General features: G+C 64.8%; 22 protein-coding genes. 4 read left to right on the forward strand and 18 right to left on the reverse strand.

Features of this window, described 5'->3' with window-relative positions; translation table 11 throughout:
- Positions 1-12: 12 nt before the first annotated feature.
- The gene (locus tag EXZ48_RS08000; RefSeq protein ID WP_130515238.1) at positions 13-573 is read left to right on the forward strand and encodes an isochorismatase family protein; all 561 of its coding nucleotides are present in this window, start codon (positions 13-15) and stop codon (positions 571-573) included.
- 59 nt (positions 574-632) lie between these two features.
- On the opposite strand, the gene EXZ48_RS08005 is transcribed toward EXZ48_RS08000, so the two are convergent.
- The 11 genes from EXZ48_RS08005 to EXZ48_RS08055 all read right to left on the reverse strand — a co-directional run bounded on the left by EXZ48_RS08005 (position 633) and on the right by EXZ48_RS08055 (position 12,259).
- Positions 633-1,148, reverse strand: coding sequence for a hypothetical protein (locus tag EXZ48_RS08005; RefSeq protein ID WP_130515240.1), 516 nt, complete (start codon positions 1,146-1,148; stop codon positions 633-635).
- Between the two features lie 58 nt (positions 1,149-1,206).
- Positions 1,207-2,316: an ABC transporter substrate-binding protein gene (locus EXZ48_RS08010; protein ID WP_023512357.1), complete on the reverse strand. Its 1,110-nt coding sequence runs from the start codon at positions 2,314-2,316 to the stop codon at positions 1,207-1,209.
- Positions 2,313-2,975 (reverse strand): siderophore-iron reductase FhuF, encoded by a 663-nt coding sequence (fhuF, locus tag EXZ48_RS08015; RefSeq protein ID WP_081870585.1) that lies wholly within the window; start codon positions 2,973-2,975, stop codon positions 2,313-2,315. Before fhuF ends, EXZ48_RS08010 begins: the two co-directional genes overlap by 4 nt.
- A gap of 100 nt (positions 2,976-3,075) precedes the next feature.
- Positions 3,076-5,250, reverse strand: a complete 2,175-nt coding sequence (locus EXZ48_RS08020; RefSeq protein ID WP_130515242.1) for a TonB-dependent siderophore receptor — start codon at positions 5,248-5,250, stop codon at positions 3,076-3,078.
- A 141-nt stretch (positions 5,251-5,391) separates the two neighbouring features.
- Positions 5,392-5,565: a DUF1328 domain-containing protein gene (locus EXZ48_RS08025; RefSeq protein ID WP_023515812.1), complete on the reverse strand. Its 174-nt coding sequence runs from the start codon at positions 5,563-5,565 to the stop codon at positions 5,392-5,394.
- 107 nt (positions 5,566-5,672) lie between these two features.
- The gene (locus tag EXZ48_RS08030; protein ID WP_130515244.1) at positions 5,673-7,100 is read right to left on the reverse strand and encodes a gamma-aminobutyraldehyde dehydrogenase; all 1,428 of its coding nucleotides are present in this window, start codon (positions 7,098-7,100) and stop codon (positions 5,673-5,675) included.
- 23 nt (positions 7,101-7,123) lie between these two features.
- Positions 7,124-7,939 carry an ABC transporter permease gene (locus EXZ48_RS08035; RefSeq protein WP_023515814.1) on the reverse strand — a complete coding sequence of 272 codons (816 nt, stop codon included), beginning with the start codon at positions 7,937-7,939 and terminating at the stop codon, positions 7,124-7,126.
- A complete protein-coding gene (locus EXZ48_RS08040) occupies positions 7,929-8,879 on the reverse strand; it encodes an ABC transporter permease (RefSeq protein WP_130515245.1) in 951 nt (316 codons plus the stop codon). Before EXZ48_RS08040 ends, EXZ48_RS08035 begins: the two co-directional genes overlap by 11 nt.
- Positions 8,876-9,874: an ABC transporter ATP-binding protein gene (locus tag EXZ48_RS08045; RefSeq protein WP_050744482.1), complete on the reverse strand. Its 999-nt coding sequence runs from the start codon at positions 9,872-9,874 to the stop codon at positions 8,876-8,878. The genes EXZ48_RS08040 and EXZ48_RS08045 overlap by 4 nt, the downstream gene beginning before the upstream one ends.
- 189 nt (positions 9,875-10,063) lie before the next feature.
- Positions 10,064-11,224, reverse strand: a complete 1,161-nt coding sequence (locus EXZ48_RS08050) for an ABC transporter substrate-binding protein (protein WP_023515817.1) — start codon at positions 11,222-11,224, stop codon at positions 10,064-10,066.
- 126 nt (positions 11,225-11,350) lie between these two features.
- Positions 11,351-12,259 carry a LysR family transcriptional regulator gene (locus EXZ48_RS08055; protein ID WP_023515818.1) on the reverse strand — a complete coding sequence of 303 codons (909 nt, stop codon included), beginning with the start codon at positions 12,257-12,259 and terminating at the stop codon, positions 11,351-11,353.
- 215 nt (positions 12,260-12,474) lie between these two features.
- Here EXZ48_RS08055 and EXZ48_RS08060 point away from each other — a divergent pair, with 215 nt between their 5' ends.
- From EXZ48_RS08060 to EXZ48_RS08070, 3 genes are read left to right on the forward strand one after another with little or no spacing between them, the layout of a single operon-like run.
- Positions 12,475-13,386, forward strand: coding sequence for an alpha/beta hydrolase (locus tag EXZ48_RS08060; protein WP_245461972.1), 912 nt, complete (start codon positions 12,475-12,477; stop codon positions 13,384-13,386).
- Entirely contained in the window at positions 13,383-13,799 is a 417-nt protein-coding gene (locus tag EXZ48_RS08065; RefSeq protein ID WP_130515248.1) for an ACT domain-containing protein, read from the forward strand. Before EXZ48_RS08060 ends, EXZ48_RS08065 begins: the two co-directional genes overlap by 4 nt.
- Entirely contained in the window at positions 13,799-14,149 is a 351-nt protein-coding gene (locus tag EXZ48_RS08070) for a PAAR domain-containing protein (protein ID WP_050744485.1), read from the forward strand. Before EXZ48_RS08065 ends, EXZ48_RS08070 begins: the two co-directional genes overlap by 1 nt.
- 208 nt (positions 14,150-14,357) lie before the next feature.
- On the opposite strand, the gene EXZ48_RS08075 is transcribed toward EXZ48_RS08070, so the two are convergent.
- From EXZ48_RS08075 to EXZ48_RS08105, 7 genes are all read right to left on the reverse strand, one after another.
- Entirely contained in the window at positions 14,358-15,989 is a 1,632-nt protein-coding gene (locus EXZ48_RS08075; RefSeq protein ID WP_130515250.1) for an ABC transporter ATP-binding protein, read from the reverse strand.
- Complete coding sequence (locus tag EXZ48_RS08080; RefSeq protein WP_050744487.1) at positions 15,982-16,809, reverse strand: ABC transporter permease; 828 nt, start codon at positions 16,807-16,809, stop codon at positions 15,982-15,984. Before EXZ48_RS08080 ends, EXZ48_RS08075 begins: the two co-directional genes overlap by 8 nt.
- Positions 16,806-17,915, reverse strand: a complete 1,110-nt coding sequence (locus EXZ48_RS08085; protein WP_023515824.1) for an ABC transporter permease — start codon at positions 17,913-17,915, stop codon at positions 16,806-16,808. Before EXZ48_RS08085 ends, EXZ48_RS08080 begins: the two co-directional genes overlap by 4 nt.
- Positions 17,915-19,504 (reverse strand): ABC transporter substrate-binding protein, encoded by a 1,590-nt coding sequence (locus EXZ48_RS08090; RefSeq protein ID WP_023515825.1) that lies wholly within the window; start codon positions 19,502-19,504, stop codon positions 17,915-17,917. The genes EXZ48_RS08085 and EXZ48_RS08090 overlap by 1 nt, the downstream gene beginning before the upstream one ends.
- Positions 19,505-19,783: 279 nt before the next feature.
- Positions 19,784-20,566, reverse strand: a complete 783-nt coding sequence (locus EXZ48_RS08095) for a carnitinyl-CoA dehydratase (protein WP_050744488.1) — start codon at positions 20,564-20,566, stop codon at positions 19,784-19,786.
- Positions 20,563-22,638 carry an acetate--CoA ligase family protein gene (locus EXZ48_RS08100; protein ID WP_130515251.1) on the reverse strand — a complete coding sequence of 692 codons (2,076 nt, stop codon included), beginning with the start codon at positions 22,636-22,638 and terminating at the stop codon, positions 20,563-20,565. The genes EXZ48_RS08095 and EXZ48_RS08100 overlap by 4 nt, the downstream gene beginning before the upstream one ends.
- 2 nt (positions 22,639-22,640) lie before the next feature.
- Positions 22,641-23,801, reverse strand: coding sequence for an acyl-CoA dehydrogenase family protein (locus EXZ48_RS08105; RefSeq protein WP_130515253.1), 1,161 nt, complete (start codon positions 23,799-23,801; stop codon positions 22,641-22,643).

Genomic DNA, 23,801 nt, shown 5'->3' on the forward strand with positions numbered 1-23,801 from the left:
ATGGAGAAACCGATGCCGACCCTACCTGACAACGCCGTCCTGATCCCGATCGACATGCAGCAAGCCTTCGACGCCGCGCCCTGGCCGCGGCGCTGGAACGAGAAGCTGGACGACAACGGTCTGGCGCTGCTCGCTGCCTGGCGCGCCGCCGGGCGGCCGATCATCCATGTGCGCCACGACAGCGTGGAGCCGGGCTCCACGCTGCGCCCGGAGGCGCCGGGCAACGCGCATCGCCCCGGCTTTGCGCCGCAGGCGGGCGAGCCGCTGGTGACGAAGAGCGTCAACGCCGCCTTCATCGGCACGGATCTCGACTTGCGCCTGCGCCGGCTCGGCGCGGAGACGGTCGTGCTGTTCGGCGTTTCCACGGATATGTGCGTATCGACCAGCGTGCGCGTCGGAGCGAACATGGGCTACCGGGTGATCCTCGTCGAGGATGCCTGCGACTGCTTCGACCTGCCGGACGGCGCAGGCGGGACGATCGCCGCGCGCGACGTGCACCGCGCCCATGTCGCGACGCTGCGCCATGAATTTGCGACGGTGCGCAGTACGGCCGATGTCGTCGCCGCGTTCTGATTTCTCGACTTTGGCGCATTCTCCCACGCCGAAGCGATACCGCTTCGGCTGGAAACGTGTCAGCGGGTCACGGCCCTGACGTCGCGCACGCCAAAATCCCATTCGGGGGCGGTGACGGGGTTGAGATCGATGCCGGGGAAGACGGCGAAGGTCGAGAAAGCGGCGCTTTCGCCCGGCTGGACGCGCAGCACGATCAGCGCGCTGTCGCGGCCGACCTCGCGGCAGGTGCCGCCGGGGCAGTCGGAGAGAACCACGTCGAGGCGGAAAGACTGCATCGGCACGGGGCCCTTGTTGGCGATGCTGCCGGTCACGCGAAAGCTCGTCTTCGTCTGGCCGGCGCTGGCCTGCATTTCGGCAAGCACGACCGTCTCTTCCGAAAGCACCGGTGTCGTTGCGTTGGGGGTGACGGGGGTGCCGGAGGGCGCGCGTTCGTCGACGAACCAGATGAGGAGCGCGCTTGCTAGGCCGATGGCCACCACGATGGTGAGGACGGGTTCGACCCAGCTTTGGAAGCGCCGGAAGCGCAGTGCGAGATAGAGTATGGCCGCTGCCGCGACTGCGAATGCCCAGATCATTCAGGTCCTCCTGGGCATGATATAGCCTGCGGGAGAAGGGACCGAAAGGCCGGTCCCCTCACTTTGCCTTGAGGCTGATCCAATAGGCGCCGTCGAAAGGCACGGCGGCGAAGCGTTCGTTGATTTCCTTCAATGTCGCATCCGGGTCGATGTCGGCAAAGATGTCCGGGCGCAGCCAGTGCGCGAAGGCCTCGGCGGCGAGTACGTTGAGCGGGACGGTGTTGAAGAAGTTCCACAGACCGTGCACGCGGCCGTCCTTCACCGCCTTCAGGTCGGAGAGGATCGGCGCCTTGACGGCGCGGGCGAGCGTTTCGCGCGCCTCTTCAGCGGCAACGCCGGGACCGACCGAGAACGAGCTGTAGGTGCCGCCCGGCGACGCGGTCGCGATGTAGACGTCGGGATTGGCCGCGATGATGAATTCCGAACTGACGATGCCGCCCTGCGCCGGCAGGCTTTCGGCGATGTTGCGGCTGCCGGTGATGGCGATGAAGGCGCCGAGACCGCCCGTGCCATAGGCGTAGCAGCATTTTTCCGGGTTGGGGAAGGCGTCCATCAGCACGGTCGGACCCGGCTCGGGGTGCTGGGCGACCCGGTCGCGGATGCGCTTGACGCGGGCATCATAGAAGTCGGCGAAGGCGTTGGCCTGTTCCTCGCGGTTCAGCACCTTGCCGAGCAGGCGCATGGTCCCGGCGGTGTTCTTCAGCGCGTTGCTGTTGAAGTCGACGACGACGACGGGCACGCCCATCTTTTCCAGGTAGTCGATCGCCTGTTTGCCGAGTTCGGTATCGGCCTGCCAGTTGGCGAGGATGGCAAGGTCCGCCTTCAGCGACAGCATGGTCTCGAAGGAGAGCGCTCCGTTTGCGCCGATGACCGGGACGTCGACGATTTCAGGGAACTTCTCCTTGAACCGTGCATAGATCTCCGGATTGTCGCCCTGCATGTCGCTCGACCAGCCGGCGAGGATGCTGACCGGGTTCGGATGGATCAGCGAGAGCGCGACGAGATCGAAGCCGCTGCCGAGCAGCACTGCCTTGGGCTGGGCCGGAATGGTGATCTCGCGGTCGAAGGCGTCCTTGACCGTCAGCGGATACGTCACCTCGGCACGGGCCGGCAGGATGGCGAGGAACAGGAGGACGACGGCGATGAGGGCGGAAAGGCGTTGGGTCATTGTTTTCTCAGTTCCGGCAGGGCGCACAGCTCGCCGCAGCCTGGAATGCCGGGCAGCATGTAGCGCAGGCAGCAGACCTTGCGACGGCAGTGGATGACACCTGCTTCCATCTCGTGGCGCAGGCATCCGTGGAAGGGGTTGCGGCTGCCGTTCGCCAGCAGCGGGCAATCGAAGAGGGGACGCGAGGGCCAATGGTCGCCGTCTTCGGGCGGCGCATGGTCCGTCGCGTTGAAGGCATAGTCGATGTAGACGGCGGCATTGTTCCAGGCGAGCTTTGGGGCAATGCCGGTCTTTTCCTTGAACAGGGCGACCGCGCGGGAGAGGTGGCAGTCTACCAGCGGCGTGACGAAGTCGACGAGATCGTCTCCCTCGCTCCAGTCGCCTTCATGCGGCAGGCCGAAGGCCCGGGGCAGGCCGTCCTCGCCGATGGCGATGGTCATCGCATCGAGGGCGACGGGCAGGGTCCGCTCCGCGCGGCGCGCCACGACATAGGGGATGGTGAGGGCGGAGAAATAGTAGAGCGACCAGAAGGAGGCGGCGGCACGCCGGTCTGCCTTGTCATGGCTCTCCGCATAGCGGTCGATCGTCCGGGAAAACCCGTCTCCCTCCAGGAACGCGCAGAGCGGCATGGCGCCATCGAGATCCGACGAGAGCATCATCTTCTCGCCGCACCAGGCATGTTCACCGCTGAAGACCGCCTTCAGGCCTTCGGGCCGGAAAGCGGTCTCGCCGTCCTGGGAGGGAAGCGCCGTCAAGCGCTTACCAGGAGTATTTCAGGCTGCCGATGATCGTGCGGCCCTGGTCGCGGTAGCAGAAGCCGGCCGAGCAGACGGCATCCTGGCGGTCGAAGAGGTTCGTCGCGTTAACCTGCAGCTTCAGGCCGGCGAAGTCCTTGTCGATGGCGGCGAAATCGTAGTCGATCGACGCATCGACGAAGGCGCGCGCCTTGTTCTTTATGCTGTTGGCGTCGTTGCCATAGCTTTCCCCGGTGAAGCGAACGCCTGCGCCGAAGCCGAGGCCGGCCAGCGCGCCGTCTTCCGGCATGGTGTAATGCGCCCAGAGCGATGCCATGTGGCGCGGTACGGAGGAGACGTCGTTGTTCACGGTGCCGGCCGGGCCATCGATGATCTTCGCCTGGGTATAGGTATAGGAGGCGATCAGCGAGAGGCCGTTGTCGAGGCTGGTTGAGGCTTCCAGTTCCAGGCCGCGCGAGCGCAGCTTGCCGCGCTGGACCTGGATGTTGGCCGGACCGCTCGGCAGGTCGACGACTTCATAATAAAGTCCGTTCGTCTGGTCGATGTTGAAAAGTGCGGCCGTCAGCAGGGTGTTGCTGTCCGGAAGCAGGTACTTCACGCCGACTTCCTGCTGCTCGCTCTCGGTCGGCTTGAACGGGTTGCCGGTGGCAAGGTTCACGCCGGCATTCGGCGAGAAGGCGGTCGAGTAGCTGGCATAGGGGGTGAAGCCCCATTCGGTCTCATAGGTCACGCCGGCGCGCCAGGTGAAGGCGCGGTCGCTCTGGTTGATCGTGCTGAGGGCGCCGGAGGCGAGGTCCGTGTTGTCGGTGTCGGTGGAGACCCAGTCGTAGCGGCCGCCGAGCGTGAAGGTCAGCGCGTCGTAGCGGATCTGGTCCTGCAGGTAGAGGCCGGTGATGAACTGGTCCTGCACGCTCTTCGTCTGGAAGCCGATCGGGTCCGTTGGGCGACCGCGTGTCGGGTTCTTGGTGTCGAGCGGCGGCGTTGCGCCGTAGCCGTTCAGCGATTTCCAGTAGATCTTGGTGAAGTCGATGCCGGTGAGCAGCGTGTGCTCCAGTGCGCCGGTGTCGAACTTGGCTTCCAGCTGGTTGTCGATCGTGTAGGTGTTCATCCACTCTTCGTACGTGCCGGCGCTGCTGTCGAGCAGCGTCGGGTCGGCCGCGTTCGGCTGGTAGGCGAAGGCCCAGTCGGCGTCGACGTTCAGCCAGGAGGCGCGGGCGTTCTGGCGGAAGGTGAAGACCTCGTTCAGGCGGTGCTCGAACTCGTAGCCGATGCGGCCCTGGTTCTGGATCGAGTCGTTGTAGGCCGGGTTGCCGGCGAAGATGTCGCTGACCTTGCCGGTGGCGGCGTCATAATAGTAGGCTGCGGTGCCGCCCGTCTTGGTGCGGGAATATTCGCCGAGGATCGTCAGCTTGGTATCCTCGTCCGGCTTCCAGGTGAAGGCCGGCGCGATATAGGCGCGGTCGTCGGGAACGCCGACCTGCTCGGTGTCGGCGCTGCGCAGGAGGCCGGTCAGGCGATAGTAGACCGGATCCGCCTCGTTGATCGGGCCGGAGAGGTCGAACTGGCCCTGGTAGCGGTCGTGGCTGCCATACTGCACCTGGATCTCGCGCAGCGCGTCTTCCGTCGGGCGCTTGCTGATGAGGTTGTAGAGGCCGCCGGCGCCGGATGCGCCGTAGAGTGCGGAAGAGGGGCCACGCAGGATCGAGACGCCTTCGAGGCCGTAGGGCTCGGTCTTGAACAACGAGGAGCCCGCGCCCGGCTGGCGCAGGTTGTCGCGGAAAACGCCCGTATAGGTCACGTCGAAGCCGCGCACGGTGAACGAGTCGAAGCGCGGATCGAAACCGTAGCCGCCGACGCGCGTGCCCGGCGTGTAGGCGAGCGTTTCCAGCAGGGTCTGCGGGTTGCGGTCTTCCAGCTGCTGCTGCGTGACCGAGGAGATCGACTGCGGCGTCTGGATGAAGGGCGTATCGACCTTTGCGCCCGTCGCGCTGCTTTTGCCCACATAGCCGTCCGCCGTGATGACGCCGCCGCTGCCGCCGTTGACGACGATGTCTTCGAGAACGGTCGCACCGCCCGCTGCCGTGGCCGCCTGGTCCTGTGCAAGGGCGACCGTGGCGAGCGTGAGGAGAGACGTGCCGGCGAGCGCCAGGCGGGACATCGTGCGGGAGGGCTTGTGCATGCGGGAACTTTCTGACGAAGCGGATCGATAATGTGACCGTTTTTATCAGGATTTGTCCGGCGGCAAGAAATTATATGACTTAAGTGCTCATGATTTAACCGATGTTGCCGATATGCAACGCAGGTTGTGGATGATCTGCACTCAGAAGGCGAGGCTGCCGGCCATCACTGCAAGCACAAGGAAAATCAGGAAGATGATGAGGGCGATGGCGAAGAGCACCTTGGCAATCGTCGCCGTGGCGGCCGACACGCCGGAGAAGCCCAGAAAGCCTGCGATCAGCGAGACGACAAGGAAGATAAGGGCCCATTTCAGCACGGCGATGCCTCCGATTGTGTCGGAGTAAAGACGCGTGACGGACAAAAAAGTTCCGGGGCAGCGGGAGCGCCCCGGAAGGTGGCCGCGCTCTTGGGCGGCTGGGAGGATTAGTCGTGACTGATCATCACGTGGCGCACGGCGGTGTAGTCCTCCAGTGCATAGATCGACATGTCCTTGCCGTAGCCCGACTGCTTGACGCCGCCATGGGGCATTTCGGTGGTCAGCATGAAGTGGGTGTTGATCCAGGTGCAGCCGTATTGCAGGCGGGCGGCGGCTTTCATCGCCTTGCCGATGTCCTTGGTCCAGACGGAGGAGGCGAGGCCGTAGTCGCTGTCATTCGCCCAGGCGACGGCCTGGTCCGCCTCGGAGAAGCGGGTGACGGAGACGACGGGGCCGAACACCTCGCGGCGCACGATCTCGTCGTCCTGGGTCGCGCCGGCCACCACGGTCGGCTGGAAGAAGTAGCCGTCGTCGCTGCCGGCCCGGCCTCCCGTGGTGATCTCGATATGCTTCACCTCGGCGGCGCGCTCGACGAAGCTGGCGACGCGGTCGCGCTGGCGCCTGGAGATCAGCGGGCCGATCTCGTTCTGCGTGTCGTCGGGGTCGTTGTATTTGATGGTCGAGACGGCGGCCGAGAGGTCGGCGACCAGTTTTTCGTAGATGCCGTCCTGCGCGTAGATGCGGCAGGCTGCCGTGCAGTCCTGGCCGGCATTGTAGTAGCCGAAGGCGCGGATGCCCGAGACGACGGCGTCGAGGTCCGCATCGTCGAAGACGACGACGGGGGCCTTGCCGCCGAGTTCCAGATGGGTGCGCTTGACCGTCTTGGCGGCGGCGGCGAGCACCTTCTTGCCGGTCGCCACGTCGCCGGTGATCGACACCATGTTGATCTTCGGATGGTTGATCAGCGCATTGCCGACCGTCTCGCCGCGGCCGAGCACGATGTTGACCACGCCTTCCGGCAGGATGTCGGCAAGCAGCTTCGCCATCTTCAGCGCCGTCAGCGGCGTCTGCTCGGAGGGCTTGAAGACGACGGTGTTGCCGCCGGCAATGGCCGGGGCCAGCTTCCAGGCCATCATCATCAGCGGATAGTTCCATGGCGCGATCGAGCCGACGATGCCGATCGGGTCGCGCCGCACCATGGAGGTGAAGCCGGGCAGGTATTCGGCGGCGACCGGGGCGCTCAGCGAGCGGATGGCGCCGGCAAAGAAGCGCCAGCAATCGACGATGGCGGGCAGTTCGTCATTGCGCGCGGCATTGATCGGCTTGCCGCAATTGAGCGATTCCAGCGCTGCGAAGGCATCGGCGTCCTTCTCGATCGCGTCAGCGATCTTCAGGAGATAGCCGGAGCGTTCGGCGGGCGTGGTGGTCGCCCAGGAGACAAAGGCCCTTTCTGCGGCGTCGACGGCAGCGTCGATCTGGGCGTAGGAGGCTTCCGGCAGGTCGACGATCTTCGCGCCCGTCTTCGGGTTCAGGATGTGCTCCTCGGCCTCGGTGCCGGCTTCGAAACGCGAGCCGATCAGCATCTGGGTGTCCATCGTGGTTCTCCCTTATCGTTGGTTCATTTGCCGGCGCCGGCGACCTGGTCGCCGTCGCGGGTGAGGTAGTAGGCGCCGAGGATCGGCAGGAAGGTGACGAGCACCACGACCATGGCGACGACGTTGGTCACCGGCCGCTGGCGCGGGCGCACCAGTTCCTCCAGCATCCAGATCGGCAGGGTCGATTGCTGGCCGGCGGTGAAGGTGGTGACGATCACCTCGTCAAAGGAGAGGGCGAAGGCGAGCATGCCGCCGGCGAGCAGGGCGGTGCCGATGTTCGGCAGGATGATGTAGCGGAAGGTCTGGAAACTGTCAGCGCCGAGGTCCATCGAGGCCTCGATCAGCGAGCCCGAGACGCGGCGGAAGCGGGCGACGGCATTGTTGTAGACGACCACGACGCAGAAGGTCGCGTGGCCGAGCACGATCGTCCAGAAGGAGAAGGGGATTTCCGCAAACGAGAAGGCCGAGCGCAGTGCGATGCCGGTGATGATGCCGGGCAGGGCGATCGGCAGGATGACGAGCAGCGAGATCGTCTCCCGGCCGAAGAATTTCGTGCGGGAAACGGCGGCGGCGCACAGCGTGCCGAGCACCAGGGCGACGGCGGTCGAGATGGACGCGACGCGAACGGAAAGCCCCATCGCCTCCCAGACATCCGGCCGGTTCCAGGTAACGGCGAACCATTGCAGCGTATAGCCCGGCGGCGGGAACTGGTAGCTCTTCTCCTCCGTCGTGAAGGCATAAAGGAAGATGAGCAGGATCGGCAGGTGCAGGAAGAGAAGGCCGAGGCCAGCGGCGATCTTCAAGCCGAGCGGGGCCGAGGTGTTTTTGTCAGAGCGCATCGAAGGCTCCCTGTCGCTTGGCCATCCAGAGATAGAGGCCCATGATGACGATCGGCACGACGGAGAAGGCGGCGGCGAGCGGGATGTTGCCGGCCGTGCCCTGCTGGGCATAGACCGCCTGGCCGATGAAGAGCCGCGACGAGCCGATGATCTGCGGGATGATGTAGTCGCCCAATGTCAGTGAGAAGGTGAAGATCGAGCCGGCGATGATGCCGGGCAGCGCCAGGGGGAAGAGGACATGGCGGAAGGTCTGCGCCGGGTTGCCGCCGAGATCGGCGGAAGCCTCGATCAGGTTGCCCGGCACGCGCTCCAGCGCCGCCTGGATCGGCAGGATCATGAAGGGCATCCAGACATAGATGAAAACGATGAAGGTGCCGGTATAGCTGATCGACAGCGACGAACCGCCGACGACGGGCAGCGCCAGCCAGGCATCGAGCAGCCAGGAAAGATGCAGCTTGGCGAAGGCCCAGGTGACGATGCCTTCCTTGGCGAGGATGAGCTTCCAGGCATAGACTTTCACGAGATAGCTCGACCACAGCGGCAGCATGACGCCGAGGTAGAAGACGACCTTCCATTTTCCGCGGGCATAGCGCGCCGCGTAATAGGCGATCGGAAAGGCGATGGCGGCGGAGGCGAGCGTCACCAGAACGGCCATCAGCACGGTGCGCAGGATGATGTCGAAATTCGACGGGATGAGCAGCTGCTTGTAGGTGGCGAGCGTGAACTCGTAGTTGATCAGCCCGGAAAAGTCGTCGATCGAGAAGAAGCTCTGCAAGAGGAGCGCGAAGAGCGCGCCGAGATAGATCACGCCGAGCCAGAGGAGCGGTGGCGTCAGCATCAGGAACAGCAGGATCCTCGGGTTGCGCCAGAAGAAATCCGAAAGCCGCCCGGAGGCGCCTTCGCGGCGCGCGAGGATGGAGGTGTCGGCGGCGACGCTCATTGGGCACCGTCCATCGCGTGCAGGTCTTCCGGCAGGAAGGAGAGGGTGACCGTCTCGCCCTGTGCAGGGACCGTGAGGGATGCTGGGATCATCGCTGCGATGCGGGCGCCGGCGGTCTCCACCGTCACGCGGTTTGCCGCGCCGAGGAAGCTCGTCGCTGTCACGCGGCCGGAAAACTGCTTGCGGCCCGGACCGGTGTCACCCAGCGCGATCGCCTCCGGCCTGAGGCTCGCATAGCTCCGGCCGAAGCCGAGCGTCGCCACGAAATCGGGCGGCAGCACATTGGAGGAACCGACGAAATCGGCGACGAAACGCGTCTTCGGCCGCTTGTAGACCTCTTCCGGCGTGCCGAGCTGCTGGATCTTGCCCTCGCTGAAGACGGCGATGCGGTCGGCCATCGACAGGGCCTCGCCCTGGTCGTGGGTGACGAAGACGAAGGTGATGCCCAGCGACTTTTGCAGACTCTTCAGTTCCTCCTGCATCTGCTCGCGCAGCTTGAGATCGAGCGCGCCGAGCGGTTCGTCGAGAAGGAGCACGCGAGGGCGATTGACGAGCGCGCGCGCCAGTGCCACGCGCTGGCGCTGGCCACCGGAGAGCTGGCCGGGTCGGCGTGTGCCGTAGCCCGGCAGTTTTACCATGGCGAGCGCTTCCTCGGCCGCCTTCAGCCGCTCCGCCTTGCCGACGCCCTTGACCATCAGCCCGTAGGCGACGTTTTCGAGGATCGAGAGATGCGGGAAGAGGGCGTAGTCCTGAAAGACCGTATTGACGTTGCGCCGGTAGGGCGGCACGCCCTCCGCCGTCTCGCCAAAGATCTCGATATGGCCCGAGGTCGGCTGCTCGAAACCGGCCATCAGGCGCAGGCACGTCGTCTTGCCGGAACCGGACGGGCCCAGCATGGCGAAGAACTCACCCTCGGTTATTGCGAGGTCCACGCTGTCGACGGCACGCACGGCGCCGAAGTGGCGGGAGACTTGCTGAAACAGGACGGCGGTCATGGGGGCTCCGGGTGTCTTGTGTTCTGCCCCTCGTCCGCCTGCCGGCACCTTCTCCCCGCAAGCGGGGCGAAGGAGGCATGAGGACGCGTTCCCGCTACCGATCAACCGTCGGGGCGAACGAAGTATCTTGGGGCACGTTCCCTCTCCCCGCCTGCGGGGAGAGGGTTAGGGTGAGGGGCTATTGCGGCCTCACCGGCCGCCGATCACGCCGATATAGTCGGAGACCCAGCGGTGGTAGGGCACGCACTCGCCCTGGCTTTCGCACTTGGTCACCGGCGTGCGCCAGAAGGCGATCTTCTCGAAGTTCTCGAACCCGTTGGTCTTGCAGCCTTCGTCGGTCAGCAGCGCATTGCCCTTGCAGGCGGCCGGAACGGAGGGAACTGCGCCGAACCAGGCGGCGGCATCGCCTTGCACCTTGGCGGACAGCGAGTGCTCCATCCACATATAGGCGCAGTTCGGATGCTGGCTTTCGGCATGCAGCATGGTCGTGTCCGACCAGCCCGTCACACCCTCTTCCGGGAAGGTCGAGGCGATCGGCTGCTTTTCGGCCTGCATCAGGTTGACCTGGAACGGCCAGGAGCCGGAGGCGACGACGCCTTCGTTCTTGAAGTCGTCGATCTGGATCATCGCGTCATGCCAGTAGCGGCCGACCAGCGTGCGCTGCACGCGCAGCAGGTCGAGCGCGGCCTTGTACTGGTCTTCGTTGAGTTCGTAGGGATCCTTGATGCCGAGTTCCGGCTTGTGCTTCATCAGGTATTGCGCGGCGTCGGCGATGTGGATCGGGCCGTCATAGGCCTGTACGCGCCCCTTGTTCGACTTGCCGTCCGGCAGCGTCATCTCCTCGAAGACGACGTTCCAGCTTTTCGGGGCTTCGCCCTTGAAGGCCTCGGTGTTGTACATCAGGACGTTCGGCCCCCAGAGGTAGGGTGTGCCGTAGTGCACGCCGTTCACGGTATGCCAGGGCGCGTTCTGCAGGCGCTCGTCGATGGTCTTCCAGCTCGGGATGAGATCGGTGTTGATCGGCTGGACGCGCTTGCCCGCGACGAGGCGGAGCGACGCGTCGCCCGAGGCGGTGACGAGGTCGAAGCCGCCCTCGTTCATCAGCGCCACCATTTCGTCCGAGGTGGCGGCAGTCTTAACGGTGACCTTGCAGCTCGTCTTCTTCTCGAACTCGGTGACCCAGTCATAGTTCTTGTCCGTCTCGCCGCGCTCGATATAGCCGGCCCAGGCGACGATGGAGACTTCGCCTTCGCCGGCGCCAAGTGCCTTCAGCGGTTCCTGGGCGATGGCGGCGGTGGTGAAGGCGAGCGAAAGGGTAAGCGCGGTGCAGGAATGCAGAAGTCGCGTCATGACAGTCTCCCGGTTTGATCCGCTTTGCTGCGGTATTGTTCCCGGATGAAAAGGTGCCGCGATTTCGCCGCTTTCGCAAATTCATTAATCAGAATGTCGCTATCGGAAATTCCGAAATCGTAGGTGTTATCTTCCCCGCCCGCTCCTCAGCGCCTCCGCCAGCCCCACAAAATCCCGCGCCGCCTGCGGCAGGCTGGATCCCTTGCGCCAGACCATGCCGACCTGCACGACCGGTAGCGCGCCGGAGACGTCGCGGCTTTCGATGCGGTCGCCTTCCAGCGACCAGGGACGGTAGACAAGGTCGGGCAGGAGCGCGATGCCTGCCCCGGTGGCCACGAGGCTGCGCACCGCCTCCACCGAGCGGGTGCGGAAGGCGACATGCGGGCGGGCGCCGAGTGCGGTCAGAAGCTTGCCGGTGTTCTCCTCGATTTCATCGACCGTCAGCATGATCAGCGGTTCCTTCGCGATGTCGCTGACCGAGATGATGTCGGCCGCGACGAGCGGGTGGCCGATCGGCAGCCAGAGGCGATAGGGCGAGGTTTCCAGGATTTCCGCCTGCAACGCCATGCGGTCGCGCAGGTTCGAGATGACCATGACGGCAACGTCGAGCTCGCCGCCGACCAGGAGATGCTCGAGATAGGAGCCGTTGTCCTCGATGGCGCTCACCTCGATGCCGGGAAAGGCGCGGCGATAGCGCGAGAGCAGGTCCGACAGCACGTAGCCGGCGACGAGGGACGTGACGCCGAGATTGAGCTGGCCCTTTTCCGCCGTGCGGTTGTCGGAGAAGGAGCGACGGGCGTCCGAGACGTTCGACAGGATTTTTGTGGCGTGACGCAGGAACTGGTGGCCGTTGTGCGTGGTCGTCAACCCGCGCGGATGGCGCTCGAAGAGTTCGACGCCGAGGTCGGATTCGAGCTCCTTGATGGCCTCGGTGATCGAGGATTGCGAGATCGAGAGGATTTGCGCGGCGCGCGTTACGGACCCTTGTTCCGCGACGGCGACGAAATATTGCAGTTGCCGGAAGGTGAATGCCATGGCGGCAGTTAATATGCCCGGCGCGGGCGAAGCAAGCCGCGAAAATTCCTTGGGAAAGCCGCGGATGGGACAGGCGTGCGGGAGGCGCGCTGCTATGATCCCCGCCGCAAGCATCTTCAGCCAGGCGGCACTGTCGTGCCGGCTGATGCTGCGACCGGACAAGCCCCCGCAGCCGTTCCGCCGAGCCGAAACGGTGCCGGCAACGAGGAGCCGCCATGACCGAACGCCCCATGCCGACCGAGGAGGGCATTCTCGCCTTCCACAAGCGCTGCGAGGGTTTTTATCCCGCCGATGCCGTCGATGCGGATATCGGGCAGCAGCGCGGCTGGTACGATGCGCTCTGCGCCGCCTTCGACGCACCGCCGCCTGTGGGCATGACCAAGCAGGACAGTGTCATTGCGGGGCGCATTCCGGTGCGCCGCTACCGCCCGGCGGCGATGACGAGCGCGACACGGCTTTTCTACATTCACGGCGGTGGCTTCGTCGTTGGCTCGCTCGGCAGCCATGACGCGATCTGCGCCGAGCTTTGCGAGGCCGCGGGCGCCGAGCTTGTGTCCGTGGATTACCGCCTGTCGCCGGAGCATGTCTGGCCCGCCGCCTTCGACGATTGCTGGGCCGTGCTGATCGAGCTTCTACTGGAAAATCACCCGGTCGTGGTGATCGGCGACAGCGCGGGGGGAAACCTTGCGGCCGGCATCGTGCTGAAGGCACGCGACGAGGGGCTGAAGGGCATTGCCGGGCAGGCGCTGGTCTATCCGGGTCTCGGCGGTGACCTTGCTTCCGGTTCCTATCTGGAAATGGCCGAGGCGCCGGGCCTTTCAACTGCCGATGTCGCCTATTACCGGGAGGTCTACAAGGCGCCGGAGGAGGCCGCGCACGCCTTCCCGCTGCGGGCGGAAAACCTTGCCGCCCTGCCGTCCACCTTCATTACCGGTGCTTTTTTCGATCCGCTGCGCGACGATGCGCGGGCCTATGCCGCGCGGCTGGCGCTCGCTGGCGTGCCGGTGGAGTTTCGCGAGGAAAAGCAGATGATCCATGCGTGGCTGCGTGCCCGTTTCATGAGCGCGGGGGCGAGGGCCGGTTTTGCGGCGCTGTGCGATGCCGTGCGCCGGATGGCCCAACCATGAGCGGTGTTACCGATCTCGACGAACTGCTCGCGACGATGGAGCCGGCACTGGCCGAAGGCCGCTTCGTCTATGCCTCTGTGCCGGGCGACGAGTTCGCCCGGTGCCTCCTGCGTGCGCCGATCGGCGTCTTCCGGGAGGCGGAGGGCATGACGCTGATCCTGCCTTTCGAGGCGGCGGACGGGCTGGCCACCAGCGCTCCGATGCGCATGATCACGCTCACGGTGCATTCCTCGCTGGAGGCAGTGGGACTGACGGCGGCCTTCGCGACGGCGCTGACGACGGAAGGGATCAGCGCCAACGTGGTTGCCGGTTACCATCACGACCATATATTCGTGCCGGAGCGGGATGCCGAACGGGCACTCGAAACGCTGCGGGCGCTGTCCCGCACGGCGCGTGAAAAGGGAGACAAGTGATGCGATTTTTGCGGCTGGCTAGCGCGGTTCTGGCTTTTGGTCTTTTGGCGGGGGGGCCGTCCGTCTCCTTTGCGGAGGATGCGCCGGCGCCCCTTCCGTCCTGCGCCCTCTCCGGCTCGAAGAGCGTCTTCATCGGCGGCGCGCCGGCGCTTCGGCTTTCCGACGTGGTGAACTGCCCGCCGGAACTTTACGAGATCGTGCCGAGCATCATGATCGAGGGCCAGCCGATGGTGAAATTCCGCTCGGGCGTTGGCGAGAAGGGCAATTGCACCGCGCGGGGCGATGAGACCGTGTCGGTGGAGGGCGAATCGGCGAGCCGTCTCGGGGATGTGACCTGCACGCAGAATTGAATGTTCGGAGGATTTTCCCCTCACCCCAACCCTCTCTCCGCAAAGCGGGGAGAGGGGATCTACCCTGTTAACGGGTGTTGGTTGGGGAAACCGGTGCGGCATATCCCCTTCGCCCCGTTTGCGGGAGAAGGTGGCCGGCAGGCTGGATGAGGGGCGGCTCTTGGAGTTGCCGTAAAAGGAAACGGGCGACCTCCGCCGCCCGCTTTTGTCAGTTGCCGGCGCTTTCCATACGCCGCGTGGTCAGCACCTTCTCCAGCCAGCCGATCTCCATTTCGGGAACGGATTTCAGCAGCAGGTCCGTATAGTCGTCGAAGGGCGGAGAAAGCACCTTCGATTTCGGGCCGAAGCGCACGAGTTTGCCCCGGTGCATCACGGCCACCGAATCGGCGATGGCGCGCACGATGGCGATGTCGTGGGTGATGAACATGTAGGAGACGTGGGTCTCGTCCTGAAGTTTCAGCAGCAGTTTCAGGATGCCTTCGGCCACCAGCGGGTCGAGGGCGGATGTCGGCTCGTCGCAGAGGATGAGTTCCGGCTGGGCCGCCAGCGCCCTTGCGATGGCGACGCGCTGCTTCTGGCCGCCGGAGAGTTCGGCCGGATAGCGGTCGGCGAAGCGGCCGCCCATCTCGATCTGTTCCAGCAGTTCCTTCACCCGCTCGGTCTTCTGCTGGCCGCGCATGCCGTAGTAGAAGGTGAGCGGCCGGCCGATGATGTCGCGCACTGTCTGGCGCGGGTTCATCGCGGTGTCGGCCATCTGGTAGATCATCTGGACGCGGCGAAGCTCGTCGTTCGATCGGCCTTTCAGCGCCTTGGGCAAGGGTTTGCCGTCGAAGCTGATCGTGCCCTCTTGCGGCGGGAGCAGGCCGGTGATGACGCGGGCGAGGGTGGACTTGCCGGAGCCGGATTCGCCCACCACCGCCAGCGTCTGGCCCTTCGGCAGGTGCAGCGAAACGTTCTGCAGCACCTTGAAGCCGTTGGAATAGCCGGCGGTGACGTTTTCGACCTTCAGAAGCGTGTCTGACTGGTCGGGCGCTTCGTCCCGCTTGGTGCCGCGCACGTTGACCAGCGCGCGGGTATAATCCTGCGTCGGCGCCTCGATGATCTGCTTCACCGAGCCGTATTCGATCATCTTGCCGTGGCGGAGCACCAGGATGTCGTCCGTGATCTGCGCCACGACGGCGAGGTCGTGGGTGATGTAGAGCGCAGCGGTGTGGGTCTCCTCGATGGCGTGCTTGATGGCGGCGAGCACGTCGATCTGCGTCGTCACGTCGAGCGCGGTGGTCGGCTCGTCGAAGACGATGAGTTCCGGGTTGGGGCAGAGCGCCATGGCGGTCATGGCGCGCTGGAGCTGGCCGCCGGAGACCTGGTGCGGATAGCGCTGGCCGAAGGTTTCGGGGCTGGGCAGGCCAAGCACCCTGAACAGGTAGAGCGCGCGCTTTTCCGCCTCCGCCCGGCTCATGATGCCGTGTTTCAGCGAAGCCTCGATCACCTGTTCGCCGAGCCGGTGGGCAGGGTTGAAGGCGGCGGCCGCCGATTGCGCGACGTAGCAGACCTTGCAGCCGCGCACCTTGCGGATGCCCGACGGCGAGAGTTTCAGGAGGTCCTCGCCGTTGAGCTTCACCTCGCCGCCGGTGATGCGCACCCCGCCGCGCCCGTAGGCCAGCGCAGTGAGGCCGATGGTCGACTTGCCCGCGCCCGATTCGCCGATGAGGCCGAGCACCTTGCCCTTCTCAACGTCGAAATTCACGCCTTCGACGAGTGTCACGGTTTTTGGCGGTTCGCCCGGCGGATAGCTGGTCGCCTCGATCTTGAGGTTTCTGACGGAAAGCAGGTCAGGCATCGCCGCGGCCCCCCTTGAGGCTGGAGGTACGTTTCATCAGCCAGTCGACCACGAGGTTGACGCAGATGGCGAGCCCGGCAATCGCCCCGCCCGGAATGAGGGCGGCGGAAATGCCGAAGATGATACCGTCCTTGTTGTCCTTCACCATGCCGCCCCAGTCGGCGGCCGGCGGCTGGATGCCGAGGCCGAGGAAGGAGAGCGTGGAGAGGAACAGGATCGAGAAGGCGAAGCGCAGGCCGAACTCGGCAAGCAGCGGCGAGAGCGTGTTGGGCAGGATTTCCCGAAAAATGATCCAGCCGGTGCCTTCGCCGCGCAGCCTTGCCGCCTCCACGAATTCCATGACCGCCACATCGAGCGCGACGGCGCGGCCGATGCGGTAGACGCGGGTTGAGTCGAGGATCGCCATGACGAGGATGAGGATCCAGAGCTGCTGCGGCAGAACCGCGAGCACGACGAGCGCGAAGATCAGCGTCGGGATCGCCATCATCAGGTCGTTGAAGCGGGAAAACGCCTGGTCGACGAGCCCACCCGTCACCGCCGCCGTGAAGGAGAGCAGCATGCCGAGCGAGAAGGAGAGGATCGTTGCCGCCAGCGCCACGAAGATCGTGGTGCGAGCGCCGAAGATCAGTCGCGAGAAGAGGTCGCGGCCGAGATTGTCGGTGCCGAGCAGGAAATCGCCGCCCATCGGCTGCCAGACGGAGCCGACGATCTCGCTTTCGCCATAGGGGGCGATGAGGGGGGCGAAGAGAGCGCAGAAGACGGCGAGCAGGATGCCGATGATGCCGACCCAGGCGCTGATGGGGATGGTGGAAAGTCTCATCGCGGATGCCTCAATCTGGGGTTCGCAACGATCGCAAGGATATCGGCGAACATGTTGAGGAAGATGTAGAAGGCGGCAAAGATCAGCCCGCAGGCCTGCACGACGGGCATGTCGCGCACCGTCACGGCGTCGACCATGTACTGGCCCATGCCGGGATAGACGAAGACGACCTCCACGACGACGACGCCGACCACGAGATAGGCAAGGTTCAGCGCGATGACGTTGATGACGGGCGCGACGGCGTTCGGCGCCGCGTGCTTGGCGATGATGCGCAGGCCGGAAAGGCCCTTGAGTTCCGCCGTTTCGACATAGGCAGACGACATGACATTGAGGATCGCTGCCCGGGTCATGCGCATCATGTGGGCGAGCACGACGAGGACGAGCGTCGCCGTGGGTAGGGCGATGGCGGAGAGGCGTTCGCCGATCGTCATCGATTCATAGACGGTTGCGGGGAAGGTCGCGACACCCATCTGCACGGCGAAGAACAGGATCAGGAGGTAGCCGACGAAGAATTCCGGCAGGGAAATCGCCGCCAGCGAGATGACGTTGATGATCTTGTCGGGCATGCGGTTTCGGTATTGCACCGCGAGCATGCCGAGGCCGACCGCGAGCGGCACCGAGATGATCGCCGCGAAGAAGGCGAGGAACAGCGAATTGCCAAGGCGTTTGCCGATCTGCTCGCCGACCGAGTTTTTCGAGGCCCAGGAATTGCCGAAATCACCCTGGATGGCGCCACCGAGCCAGTTGAAATAGCGTGTGGTGGCGGGCTGGTCGAGACCGAGATCCTTGCGGATGTTCTCGATGGCCTGCGGCGTTGCGGACTGGCCGAGATAGGTCGTCGCAAAATCGCCCGGCAAGGCTTCCACGCCCCCGAAGATCATCAGGGACACGGCGAAGAGCAAGGCCACGCTGAGCGCGAAGCGTTGCGCGATGAGCGCCACCAGGGGGCTGCTCTTGCTGAGTTTCGCCCAGAACGAAGGCGTGCCTTCGTCTATGGGGGCTCCCGTGGACGCAACCGACCCGGCAACGCCGGCAGACTGCGGGGCTTCGCCCGCAGTCGCCGTTGCTGTCAGCTCCGGACCGTGCGCCGGTCCGTTGCCGGTCATCAGGCGTCGAGCCACACGCGGGTTGCGACATAGCCGTTCGACATGTCGTTGCCGATGTCGTGCACGTAGCCTTTCACCTGCTTGGAGGAGGCGTTCACGAAGTCGTTGAACATCGGCAGGATCAGGCCGCCTTCGTCACGCACCATCATGGCCATGGCGCGGTACATTTCCTTGCGCTTGGCTTCGTCGAGTTCCGAGCGGGCCTGGAGCACCATCTTGTCGAAGTCTTCGCGAAGGAAGCGTGTGTCGTTCCAGTCGGCCTTCGAAAGGTAGGCTGTCGAATACATCTGGTCCTGCGTCGGACGGCCACCCCAGTAGGAGGTCGAGAAGGGCTGTACGTTCCAGACGTTCGACCAGTAGCCGTCGCCGGGCTCGCGCTTCACCTCGATCTCGATGCCGGCCTTCTTGGCGCTCTCCTGGTAGAGCACGGCTGCGTCGACGGCGCCCGGGAAGGCGACATCCGACGTGCGCAGCAGGACGGAGCCGCTGTGGCCCGATTTCTTGTAGTGGAAGGCCGCCTTGTCCGGATCGTAGGCGCGCTGTTCGATGCCCTCCGGGAAGAGGGCATAGGTCTCGTTGATCGGGAAGTCGTTGCCGACCTTGCCATAGCCGCCGAGCACCTTTTCCAGCATGGTCTCGCGGTCCATCGCGTATTTCAGCGCAAGGCGCAGGTCGTTGTTGTCGAACGGCGCCGTGTTGCAATGCATGATGAAGACATAGTGGCCGCGGCCGGAGGTGGAGAGCACTTCCACGGTCGGTGCGCGCTTCAGGAGGTCGACGGTCTTCGGATCGACGCGGTTGATATAGTGCACCTGGCCGGAGGAGAGTGCGGCGATGCGGGCCGTCTTGTCGTTCATCGCGATCATTTCGATCGTATCGACGAAGCCGCGGTCCTGACGCCAGTCGTCCTTGTTGCGCTCGAAGGTGGCGCGCACGCCCGCTTCGAAGCTCGTCACCTTGTAGGGGCCGGTGCCGATCATGGCGTTCGGATCGTCAAGGCCGCCATTCGGCTGGATGACGAGGTGGTAGTCGGTGAGCAGCAGCGGCAGGTCGGCATTGCCTTCGGTCAGCACCAGCACCAGCTTGTCGCCGTCGGCCTTGATTTCCTTGATCGACTTCATGACGCCGAGCGCGCCCGATTCCGACTTCTCGTCCGTGTGGCGCTGCAGGGTCTTGATGACGTCGTCGACGGTCAGTTCCTTGCCGTCGTGGAATTTGACGCCCTTGCGGATGGTGAACGTCCAGGTCGAGGCATCGGCGGACGGCTCCCAGGATTCGGCGAGCGCCGGCACGGGCTTGCCGGTCAGCGGCTCGGATTCGACGAGCATGTCGCCCCAGTTGCGACCGACGACGAACATGAACTGCGAGAGCGCCTTGGCGGGATCCTTCGAGTCGGTGGCGGCCGCGCCTTCAAGGCCGAGCTTCAGGTTGCCTCCGCGCTTGGGCTCCTGCGCGCGTGCCGCGGTGTCGAACATCGTGCCGGCGACGGCGAGCGTGACGCCGAAAGCGGCGGCGCGGCCCATGAACTCGCGGCGGTTCATCTTGCCGAGCGAAACCTGGCTGGTGAGATATTTGGTGTAATCAGTCATTCCCCTGTTCCCTTTTGCTGGCCCATTAGGTGGGCATTTGTCGTTATGATTGGCAGAATTTCTGTTTTTCGCCTCTAAGGCAACCTTACGGCCGGCATTTTATGCCGACAGAAGCGCATTTCCGTCCTCCGAAAGCCTCCTCCCTGCGCCGCAATGCGGCTCGTCGTTCCATAAATTTACCCACGCATTAGCCGCGTGTAACGCCCTAAATTATCTATTCCTTCCATAAGTCTTATTTATGGAAGGATACGGATTGCGCCCGATGCAGGGGCGCAGTCCTCATCGTCCCTTCCAGACGGGATCACGTTTTTCCGCGAAGGCGCGGGCGCCCTCGAGCTGATCTTCGCTGGAATAGAGAATATCGACCGTGCGGAACTGCCGCTTGGTGATCTTGTTCATGGTCGCCTGGAAGGTCTCGCCCTCGGCGGCGCGCACCACTTCCTTGATGGCGGCATAGACGAGCGGCGGGCCGCTTTCGAGCAGGCGTGCCAGTTCCCAGGCGCGGTCGAGCAACCTGTCGGCCGGCAGGATCTCGTTGACGAACCCCCAGCGATGCGCCTCCTGCACGTCCAGCCATCGGCCGGTCAAAAGCATGTCCATGGCGATGTGGTAGGGGATGCGCTTCGGCAGTTTGATCGAGGCGGCATCCGCCACGGTGCCGGAGCGGATTTCCGGCAGGGCGAAGGTCGCGTGTTCGGCGGCGAGGATGAGGTCGGTGGAGAGCGCGATTTCGAGGCCCCCGCCGCAGCAGATGCCGTTGACGGCCGAAATGATCGGTTTGTTGAGGTCACGCAGTTCCTGCATGCCGCCGAAACCGCCGACGCCGTAATCGCCATCGACCGCATCGCCGTCGGCGGCAGCCTTCAGGTCCCATCCTGGACAGAAGAATTTCTCCCCCGCGCCGGTGATGATGGCGACACGCAGGCTTTCGTCGTCGCGGAAATCCGCAAAGATCTTGCCCATGATGCGGCTGGTCGCAAGATCGATGGCGTTCGCCTTGGGGCGATCGATGGTGACTTCGAGAATGCCGCCCTCGCGGCGCTGTCTTATCGGTCCGGTCATGGATTTTTCCTCAGACGGATCAGGGCATCGGCTGCGACGACACCGTCGCCTTCCGGCAGCACCATGATGGGATTAACGTCCAGTTCTTCGATTATTGAAGCGTTTGAAACGACATAGGATGCCGCTGATGCGACGGCCGCGACGAGGGCGCCGATATCGCCCTTCGGCGCGCCGCGGTAGCCGGCGAGCAGTTTTGCGATCTTGAGGCTGGCGATCGCCTCCCGGATCGCCTTTTCGTCGGTCGGCAGGGTCAGGATCGCGGTATCCTCGAGCAATTCGACGAGGATACCGCCGGCGCCGATGGTGAGGACAGGCCCGGCGACCGGATCGCGCATCGCTCCGACGATGAGTTCGGCGACGGGTTTTCCCACCATCTTTTCCACGAGGAAACCGGAGGCGACGTCCGCCATGGTTTTTGCCGCGGCCAAAACGGCTGCGCGGTCCGCAAGGTTCAGCTTGACGGCGCCGGCCTCGGTCTTGTGCGCGACGCCGAGGCCCTTCAACACGACCGGGAAGCCGAGTTTTTCCGCGGCATCGGCGGCGGCCTCTGCCGTTTCTGCGGTAAGGCCCTTTGGAACGGCAAGGCCATGGGCGGCGAGCGCCTGCTTGGCCTCGTGTTCGGTGAGCGTGGCGGTTTCTCCTTCGCCGCCTACGGTCTTGAGCAGCGGCGCGGATTGCGGCCGCGCCCAGGCTTCGCCGATGCCGGCGGCGGCGTCGGCGGCGGCAAGCGCCTCTTCGATGCCGTAGAAGGGCACGACGCCGTTCTGCATCAGCATTTCGGCGGTTTCCTCCGGCATGTTCTCGGCCATGCTGGCGACGATGCCGGCATGGGCGCCCGTGGCCTTGGCGGCGTCGATGACGGCGTGGCAGGTGGTGATCCAGTCGCTCGCGTCGCAGCGGTCGAGACGCGGGAAATCGAGAACGACGAGGTTGAGGCCGTAACCCCCCTCCATCATGGTGGTGAAGGCAGCAGTCTGTTTTTCGCGGTTGCCCCAGACGAAGGTGTGGTAGTCGAGCGGGTTGGAGATTGTCACCATCTGGCCGAGCGTTTCGCGCAGCGGCTGGCGCTGGACATCCTTCAGCGCACGGTAATTGACCTTCCGCTTCACGCCGGCGTCAGCCATCAGCGAGGCTTCGCCGCCCGAGCAGCTCATCGAGGAGATGTCGAAGTTCGGCAGCGGACCGGCGACATGCAGCAGCTTCAGCGTTTCCAGGAGTTCCGGCAGCGTCTCGACGCGCCCGATGCCGAGGCGGGCGAGCAGGGCCGAGGAGACGGCGTCGTTGCCGGCAAGCGAGGCGGTGTGCGAGACGGTGGCAAGCTGCGCCTGTTCCGACTTGCCGACCTTCAGTGTGACGACGGGCTTTTTCAAGTCGCGTGCGCGCTGGCCGAGGCGTTCCAGCGCTTCGAGGCTGTCGAAACCTTCGATATGCAGGCCGACGGCGGTGACGCGCGGGTCTTCGAGCACCGCTGAGGCGAGATCGGCAAGACCGGTCTGCGCCTGGTTGCCGGCGGTCAGGATATAGGCGAGCGGCAGGCCGCGCTGCTGCATGGAAATGTTGCAGGCGATGTTGGAGGATTGCGTGAGGACGGCGACGCCCTTTTCGGCCCGCAGCATGCCGTGCTGGTCGGGCCAGAGCAGGGCGCCATCCAGCATGTTGATGAAACCGTAGCAGTTCGGCCCGAGGACCGGCATGTCGCCGGCGGCCGCCACCAGCGCCTTCTGGAGGTCATCGCCATCGGAAAGCTCGCTGACGGCCTCGCGGAAGCCGGAGGCGTAGCAGACGGCCCCGCCGGCGCCGCGCGCCGAAAGATCGCGGATGATGCCGATGGTGAGTTCCCGGTTGACGCCGACGAAGGAGGCGTCCGGCGCGCCAGGCAGGTCGGCGACGGAGCGGTAGCATTTGCGGCCTAAAATTTCGTCCTCGCGCGGGTGCACCGGCCAGATATCGCCGGAAAAGCCCATCTTGTCGCACTGGAAGATGACCCGCCGCGCCTCCTTGCCGCCGAAGACGGCGATGGATTTCGGGCGGATGAGGCGGTCGAGGGGGGTGTTGCGGGCAATGCCTGCCATGCTCACGCCCCCAGCGGCCGCAGCAGGTCGCGGCTGATGATGTGCCGCTGGATTTCCGAGGTGCCGTCCCAGATGCGTTCCACGCGGGCATCGCGCCAGAAGCGGGCGAGGGGCAGGTCGTCCATCAGGCCCATGCCGCCAAAGATCTGGATCGCCTCGTCGGTGACGCGGGCGAGCATTTCCGTGGCGTAGACCTTTGCCGAGGCGATCTCGCGGTTGGACGGCAGGCCCTGGTCGAGCCGCCAGGCGGCCGACAGCGTCAGGAGGTCGGCGGCGTCGATCTCGGTGATCATGTCGGCGAGCTTGAAGGAAACGCCCTGGTTGGCGCCGATCGGCTTGCCGAACTGCTTGCGCTCGGCGGCGTAGTTGAGGGCGTAGTCGAAGGCGCGGCGGGCGCGGCCGACGGAGGTGGCGGCGACCGTCAGGCGTGTCGCGTAGAGCCAGTCGTTGGCGATATCGAACCCCTTGTGCACTTCGCCGAGGATCTGGGCGGAGGGCAGGCGGCATTCGTCGAAATTGAGGATGCAGTTCTTGTAGCCGCGGTGCGAGACGGACGTGTAGCCGTCGCGGATCTCGAAACCCGGCGTGCCGCGGTCGACGAGGAAGCAGGTGATCAGCTTCTTCTTGCCGCGCGGCGTGTCCTCCTCGCCCGTCGCGATGAAGACGATGACGAAATCGGCGATGTTGGCATGGCTGATGAAATGTTTCGTGCCGTTGACGACCCAGTCGTCGCCGTCCTTGCGGGCGAAACATTTCATGCCGCGCACGTCCGAGCCGGCGTCCGGTTCGGTCATGGCCAGCGCGTCGAATTTTTCGCCGCTGACGGCGGGCAGCAGGTATTTTTCGCGCTGCTCGTCGTTGCAGGCCATCAGGATGCCGGAGGGGCGGCCGAAGAAGACGGTCAGTGCCATCGAGCCGCGGCCGAGTTCGCGCTCGACGAGGGTGAAGGAGGTGTGGTCGAGGCCGGCGCCGCCGACCTCTTCGGGCATGTTGCAGCCGAAGAAGCCGATTTCCTTGCACTTGCGCGCGATCTCCTGGCCGAGTTCCGGCGGCACATGGCCGGTGCGCTCTACCTCGTTTTCGTGCGGATAGATTTCCGTTTCGACGAAGGCGCGGACCGTGTCCACGATCATCTGCTGTTCGTCGGTGAGTGCGAAATTCAT

Origin of the sequence: Shinella sp. JR1-6 (assembly GCF_004284735.1) — a bacterium.
In the GTDB taxonomy this organism is placed as follows: Bacteria; Pseudomonadota; Alphaproteobacteria; order Rhizobiales; family Rhizobiaceae; genus Shinella.

What these genes read in the sequence shown, in the direction of transcription:
- EXZ48_RS08000 (WP_130515238.1), top strand. Translation starts at nt 13, where the DNA reads ATGCCGACCCTACCTGACAACGCCGTCCTGATCCCGATCGACATGCAG.
- EXZ48_RS08005 (WP_130515240.1), bottom strand. Translation starts at nt 1,148, where the DNA reads ATGATCTGGGCATTCGCAGTCGCGGCAGCGGCCATACTCTATCTCGCA.
- EXZ48_RS08010 (WP_023512357.1), bottom strand. Translation starts at nt 2,316, where the DNA reads ATGACCCAACGCCTTTCCGCCCTCATCGCCGTCGTCCTCCTGTTCCTC.
- fhuF (WP_081870585.1), bottom strand. Translation starts at nt 2,975, where the DNA reads ATGATGCTCTCGTCGGATCTCGATGGCGCCATGCCGCTCTGCGCGTTC.
- EXZ48_RS08020 (WP_130515242.1), bottom strand. Translation starts at nt 5,250, where the DNA reads ATGCACAAGCCCTCCCGCACGATGTCCCGCCTGGCGCTCGCCGGCACG.
- EXZ48_RS08030 (WP_130515244.1), bottom strand. Translation starts at nt 7,100, where the DNA reads ATGGACACCCAGATGCTGATCGGCTCGCGTTTCGAAGCCGGCACCGAG.
- EXZ48_RS08035 (WP_023515814.1), bottom strand. Translation starts at nt 7,939, where the DNA reads ATGCGCTCTGACAAAAACACCTCGGCCCCGCTCGGCTTGAAGATCGCC.
- EXZ48_RS08040 (WP_130515245.1), bottom strand. Translation starts at nt 8,879, where the DNA reads ATGAGCGTCGCCGCCGACACCTCCATCCTCGCGCGCCGCGAAGGCGCC.
- EXZ48_RS08045 (WP_050744482.1), bottom strand. Translation starts at nt 9,874, where the DNA reads ATGACCGCCGTCCTGTTTCAGCAAGTCTCCCGCCACTTCGGCGCCGTG.
- EXZ48_RS08050 (WP_023515817.1), bottom strand. Translation starts at nt 11,224, where the DNA reads ATGACGCGACTTCTGCATTCCTGCACCGCGCTTACCCTTTCGCTCGCC.
- EXZ48_RS08055 (WP_023515818.1), bottom strand. Translation starts at nt 12,259, where the DNA reads ATGGCATTCACCTTCCGGCAACTGCAATATTTCGTCGCCGTCGCGGAA.
- EXZ48_RS08060 (WP_245461972.1), top strand. Translation starts at nt 12,475, where the DNA reads ATGACCGAACGCCCCATGCCGACCGAGGAGGGCATTCTCGCCTTCCAC.
- EXZ48_RS08065 (WP_130515248.1), top strand. Translation starts at nt 13,383, where the DNA reads ATGAGCGGTGTTACCGATCTCGACGAACTGCTCGCGACGATGGAGCCG.
- EXZ48_RS08070 (WP_050744485.1), top strand. Translation starts at nt 13,799, where the DNA reads ATGCGATTTTTGCGGCTGGCTAGCGCGGTTCTGGCTTTTGGTCTTTTG.
- EXZ48_RS08075 (WP_130515250.1), bottom strand. Translation starts at nt 15,989, where the DNA reads ATGCCTGACCTGCTTTCCGTCAGAAACCTCAAGATCGAGGCGACCAGC.
- EXZ48_RS08080 (WP_050744487.1), bottom strand. Translation starts at nt 16,809, where the DNA reads ATGAGACTTTCCACCATCCCCATCAGCGCCTGGGTCGGCATCATCGGC.
- EXZ48_RS08085 (WP_023515824.1), bottom strand. Translation starts at nt 17,915, where the DNA reads ATGACCGGCAACGGACCGGCGCACGGTCCGGAGCTGACAGCAACGGCG.
- EXZ48_RS08090 (WP_023515825.1), bottom strand. Translation starts at nt 19,504, where the DNA reads ATGACTGATTACACCAAATATCTCACCAGCCAGGTTTCGCTCGGCAAG.
- EXZ48_RS08095 (WP_050744488.1), bottom strand. Translation starts at nt 20,566, where the DNA reads ATGACCGGACCGATAAGACAGCGCCGCGAGGGCGGCATTCTCGAAGTC.
- EXZ48_RS08100 (WP_130515251.1), bottom strand. Translation starts at nt 22,638, where the DNA reads ATGGCAGGCATTGCCCGCAACACCCCCCTCGACCGCCTCATCCGCCCG.
- EXZ48_RS08105 (WP_130515253.1), bottom strand. Translation starts at nt 23,801, where the DNA reads ATGAATTTCGCACTCACCGACGAACAGCAGATGATCGTGGACACGGTC.